Source organism: Bifidobacterium callimiconis (assembly GCF_003952005.1).
GTDB classification, from domain to species: domain Bacteria; phylum Actinomycetota; class Actinomycetes; order Actinomycetales; family Bifidobacteriaceae; genus Galliscardovia; species Galliscardovia callimiconis.
In genome coordinates, this window is record NZ_QXGJ01000027.1 from 1 (window position 1) to 5411 (window position 5411).

The 5411-nt window shown below is 63.8% G+C and carries 3 protein-coding genes; 1 reads left to right on the forward strand and 2 read right to left on the reverse strand.

What is annotated here, in order from left to right:
- Together D2E23_RS11750 and D2E23_RS11410 are read right to left on the reverse strand one after the other, a co-directional pair.
- Positions 1-218 (reverse strand): hypothetical protein (locus tag D2E23_RS11750; protein WP_206432043.1); only part of this gene is annotated, 218 nt, incomplete at its 3' end.
- Between the two features lie 320 nt (positions 219-538).
- Positions 539-2665 carry a GmrSD restriction endonuclease domain-containing protein gene (locus D2E23_RS11410; protein ID WP_126031013.1) on the reverse strand — a complete coding sequence of 709 codons (2127 nt, stop codon included), beginning with the start codon at positions 2663-2665 and terminating at the stop codon, positions 539-541.
- Positions 2666-3250: 585 nt separating this feature from the next.
- Here D2E23_RS11410 and D2E23_RS11415 point away from each other — a divergent pair.
- Complete coding sequence (locus D2E23_RS11415) at positions 3251-5023, forward strand: DEAD/DEAH box helicase (RefSeq protein ID WP_420829298.1); 1773 nt, start codon at positions 3251-3253, stop codon at positions 5021-5023.
- The last annotated feature ends 388 nt before the right edge of the window (positions 5024-5411 follow it).

The following is a 5411-nucleotide window of genomic DNA, read 5'->3' on the forward strand; positions in this document are numbered from 1 at the left end:
TTAGACAGACAGAAGCAGAGCAGCGCGAGAAAGATGACGATCGCGCCGATGTCGCCGACCGTGTTTTTCATCCCGGCGTAGAAGGCCGGCCTGAGCAGATCGTAGACCGCCTCCAACAGCATCCACTGGGGTATGGGGTTTGCGGGGGAGGACTGGGTTGTTGGGTTGCGGGGCTGCGGGGCTGAGCGATGCTCGAGTACGTTCGGTTGTCGATCCATGACGGACCGTATTCGAGCGACGTCGTTCGGATACGATCCGTAACACGATGAAACCCAAACGTATCCGAAACGTGTCCCTCGGATACGTTTGGTTAGGGATGCGCGATGGAACGTACCCGAAGAGAGGCATACGAGTACGTTTCGCAACGATTGCGAAACGGAACGTATCGGCCGAGCTCCCAGCTGGAGACGGGGCCTGAATCTGGGTCCTGTTTCCTGCTCCGATACGTTCCGCTATCTATCTTGTTTACTTGAGCTCTGTTTGCTCGAGCCCCTGTTTGTCCGGGCTTCGCCTCGCTCGGCCCCCGTTTGCCCGGACCCTACTTGCCCGAAACACCGCGCTTGGCTTCCGGGTCCCCGGACCCGTCGCGCCCGCCGAGCATCTTCAACCGGTACTCCTGCCAGATATCGCTGAGCTTCTGCCCATTCGACTGCCGACGCCACACGCTCAGCCCTGCGCCGGACGAGGTGCCACTTGCCGCGCGGGCCGCCGCCGTGGGCGTGGAATGCTTCGACCCATCCTCCAATTGCAGCTTGCCGTCACGCGTCACCGTGGCGATCCACTCCTGGCCGAGTCGCGGACGCTTCCAGATCAGTGTCTCGCCCGGCACCAGCAGTCCTGCGCCGATCACCTGCGCGATCGTGATGCGCTTCGATCCGCTTGCCGCCCTGCCGCCGCCACGCGCCAGATGGTCTTCGCTGAGCGTGGTCAGATCCACCTTGTCCGCATCGAATCGGATCCGCCAGTATTCGGCGATCAGATGCACGATTTCCTCCTGCCGTCGCTCCAACACGTCCGGCGTGAGTTCGCGCACCGATGCGAGCGCCGCGGTCAGCGGATACTTCAGCGATTTGTGCTGCGCCAGAATCCGTTCCGCGCGTGGCGTATAGCTGTCGAGCTTGGCGATCAGCTGCTCGTTCGTGGACGTGAGCACCAGATTGCCGATGCGGTCCACCCAATGGTCGCGCGTGGCTTCCGGCCACACTGCGAACGACGAATTCGGTCCGATCCGCTCCGGCAGGATCCGTACCACGTTGATGTTGCGCGGCCGTATGATCCGCGCGCCGGCCCGCTGATCGTTGGCGCGCAGCAGCAAGAGCTTCTTGAGCGTGCCCGTGGCCTGCAGTTCGCCGCGCAGTCGGGCGAGCGCGATCTTGCGTTCCTCGTCGCCGATCGCAAAACCGGTGGATTTGTCGAGATCCTTGCCCTTCTTGAGATCCTTGAGGATCTGCACTATGCGAGTGCGTCGCATGGCCGACGATTGTCGCGCGAGATTGTCCACGCCGGTCACGCGTTCGAGCGCGGTCAGCAGTTTCACCAGTTTGCGCCGACGCTTCTCCGTCATGGCGCCGGCAGCGGCTCCATTGTCGTCGCCGGCGTTTTCCGCAAGCCCGCCCACGTTCGTCAGCGCCCATATGGCCACGGGCCGCCACTCACTGGTGGGGAAGTCGTTCAACGCCACCAGCCAGTCCGTCACTTCGGCCGGAAGATCGAACGCGTGCGGTCGGTTCACCATCAGCCATGCCTTGGAATACGGCACGAGCACGGTGTTGATGAATTCGGCGGCCGTGCTCTTCCTCAGATAGTCGTCGAACACCCTGATCCGGAATCCGTCGACCGGTCCGCGCGCGCCCGACTTGGGAGACGTGACCAGCAGCAGATCGTTGAAGAACGCCTCCACGTCGTCGCTCAGCGGGTCGATCGCATCGTCCCAGCGTTTGCCGTAGATGTCGCGATCGGGCAGCGGGATCGACGATATCGCCTTGGCCTTGAACACGTCGGACGCGGTGAGCGGCAGTCCGCGCATGTTCATCACGTCGAAAATGCGGTGCGCGCCCGCCAGATCGTCGGTGACCACGATGATCAGGAACACGTTGCTCACCAGGTACGTGGCCAGCGCGCGTCGCTCGTCGTCGGTCAGCGCGTTCAGCGCGTCGTACGCGGCTTTGGTGTTCTGCACGATGTTGCGCTGCGCGTTCGACTCCATGTCGCCGTCGCGCAGATCGAACAGCGATTCGAGATTGCCTTCCTGCACGTAGTCGCGGAAGAACGCGGCGTCGCGCTCGCGCAGCGCCAGACGCGGTTCGGCGTTGCGTCCGAACAGTCGGTTGCCTTCCTCGAGGATCAGCGAGTTGAGGTTGGCGACCAGTTCCGGATCCTTTTCGAGGTCGCGCAGGATCGCGATGATGATGGTGAGCGAGGTGAGCCGCTGCTGCCCGTCGATCACCTGATATGTGCGGCCGGTGGAGTCCGTGCCGCCCACGAGGATCAGTGAGCCGAGGAAGTACGGGTGGTCGGGGTCGCGTGCCGCATCCTCGAGATCCTCCACCAGCTGCAGCATGTTGCTCACCTGCCACGAGTAGGCGCGCTGGAACGCGGGGATGATGAACTGATAGTCGGTGGAGAACACTTTGCCCAGTGGTTCTTCGTTTGCGCTGATACCCATCCCGGCTCCCTTCGTTGGTTGGTTTTGACTATAGCCGCGCGCGCCGATCGATCGTGCCCGTTGCGATGACCGACGGTGGGGGAGTGCGGCGCATTCATTCGGTGCGGGGCTGTCGTGCGTCGGCTCACCTTAGTGTGATCACACTAAGAGGGGAGGGCGTGTCTGCTGCGGGTTCGTCGTGGCTCCGTTACGAACCCGCAGCAAGGGGATGCCGAAACTGCGGGTTTGCCGTGCTGCTGTGACAAATCCGCAGTGGGGGAGACGACCATACTGCGGGTTTGTCGTCGTGTCGTTGCAAACCCGCAGTATGGGTGGTTCCTCGCTGCGGGTCCGTCATACGGTGGCAACGAATCCGCAGTGTGCGACGGTAACGGAAAGGTTGATGATGATCAGGCGGTGGGGGACGCGACGAAAGTATCGGCCTCGGGGTATCATCGCTAAGTTTGCACAGGCCGGAGGAACCGGCTTGGATTGTGTTGATCCGCAATGTGACCCATCCGAATATGAATGCCTATGAATAATCGGAATATCGTTGCGGATTCATACCGATTGATTGTCTGCTGATGATGTTTTTGAAAGGCTGCCGTGCCGAAGCACACTACTGATTTTGACGATACCGTCGTGTCCGATGCCGTTGAATCCGATTCCGTGAATGATATGACCGATATGAACGAGTCCGCCGCCGACGCCGTGATCAACGACGTCGACGATGCCGTTGACGAGAGTGCTGCCGCCGCTGACGAGGCCGAACCGGTCTCCTTCGCCGAGCTCGGCGTGCCGAAGCCGCTCGTGCGCGTGCTGGCCGCCGAAGGCAAGACCGAGGCGTTCCCCATCCAGGCCGATACGCTGCCTGATTCGCTGGCCGGCCGCGATCTGCTTGGCCGTGGCAAGACCGGTTCGGGCAAGACGCTCGCCTTCTCCATTCCGCTGGTGGCCCGACTGGCCAAGCACGCCAGGGGCAAGGGCGGCAACCGTCGTCATGAGAAGCGCGCCAACGGCAACGTGCCGCATCCGCTGGGTCTGGTGCTGGCTCCCACGCGTGAGCTCGTCAACCAGATCGACGAGGTGATCCAGCCGCTCGCCGCCATGATGGGCATGAGCACCGTGACGATCTACGGCGGTGTGAAGCAGGGCCGTCAGGTCGAGGGGCTCAACCGCGGCGCCGAGATCGTGGTCGCCTGCCCGGGTCGACTGGAGGATCTGCTTGGACAGGGCCTGCTGTCGCTGGAGTCCGTGGAGATCACCGTGCTCGACGAGGCCGACGAGATGGCCGACATGGGCTTCCTGCCGTCCGTGACCCGACTGCTCGAGAAGGTCGATCCCAGTGGCCAGCGCATGCTGTTCTCCGCCACGCTCGACCACGGCGTTGACGGTCTGGTCAAGCGGTTCATGCACAACGCCAAAGTGCACGAGGTGGACGACGCCGACGCTCAGGTCGACACCATGACCCACCACCTGTTCGTCGTCTCGCAGGGCAACAAGGCCACTCTGGTGAACAAGCTCGCCGGCGGCAAGGGCAAGCGCATCCTGTTCACGCGCACCAAGTTCCAGGCGCAGAAGCTGGCCGCCAAGCTCGTCAAGTCTGGCATCCCTGCCGTGGACCTGCAGGGCAATCTCAACCAGAACCAGCGTGATCGTCATCTCGCCGCCTTCACGAGCGGCGACGTGAACGTGCTCGTGGCCACCGACGTGGCGGCCCGTGGCATCGACGTGAGCGATGTGACGCTAGTGGTGCAGGTGGATCCGCCGATGGACCCGAAGTCGTTCCTGCACCGTTCCGGCCGTACCGCGCGCGCCGGCGAGTCCGGCGATGTGGTGACGCTGGTGCTGCCGAGCCAGGAGCGTGGCGTGCGCGCCACGATGCGTCGTGCCGGCATCCAGGTGAAGTCCACGTGGGTCAAGCCCGAGGATCCGGCCGTCAAGGAGCTCGTGGGCGAATACGCGCCGCTGGTGTTCGACTGGAAGCTCAAGGCTCCGGCCAAGCCGAAGACCGGCGCCAAGCACTCGCATCACGGTGGTCGTCGCGGTGCCGCCGAGCGTGGCGAGTCCAGGCGTGGCGCCGAGAACCGTGGCGGCGGCAAGCGCGGCGCCGTGGCACGGAACTCCGAGGAGCGCGGCCGCGGTCGTCGTGGCGCGGACGCCCGGTACGCCGACCAGCATGCCGCCGAGCGCAAGGCCAAGCGTCACGGCAAGAACGGCGCCATGGGCGGCGGCTCCTACGGTTCCGGATCCGGTTCTCACGGCTCCCACAGCGGCGGCTCGCACTCGCACGGCGGACATACCACGTCCCGCGCCGCGCAGGGCTTCCGCAAGTCGCGCAAGAAGGCCGCTCCCTTCCGCGTCTCCCGCGGCCGCTGACGCATTTCGCGGGGCTCCCCTCAGTCAGACTGTCGTCTGTCGGCTCCCCTCTCTGAGGGGAGCTGTCTGCGTAGCAGACTGAGGGGAGCCGACGCATGATTCCCGAAAAGCTCATTGACGGAGCCCGAAGCCTCACTGGAAACGTTGCTTCGTACGGGGTATCCCCTCCCCCTGTCACGACTGGCGTCGTGACATCTCCCTCCCTCGGAGGGAGAACACTGGTTTTTGAGCCGGGCTAGTTAGGGTCCCATGGCCTTCGTGCTCCCTCCGGGGGAGGGAGCTGGCCGACCAAAGGTCGGTCTGAGGGAGGGAAACACGTCCCTCTTCGCCTCACATCTCCCTCGCGCCCCCTCCATCAATCTCCACAAAGTCCCCTACCCACTCACCC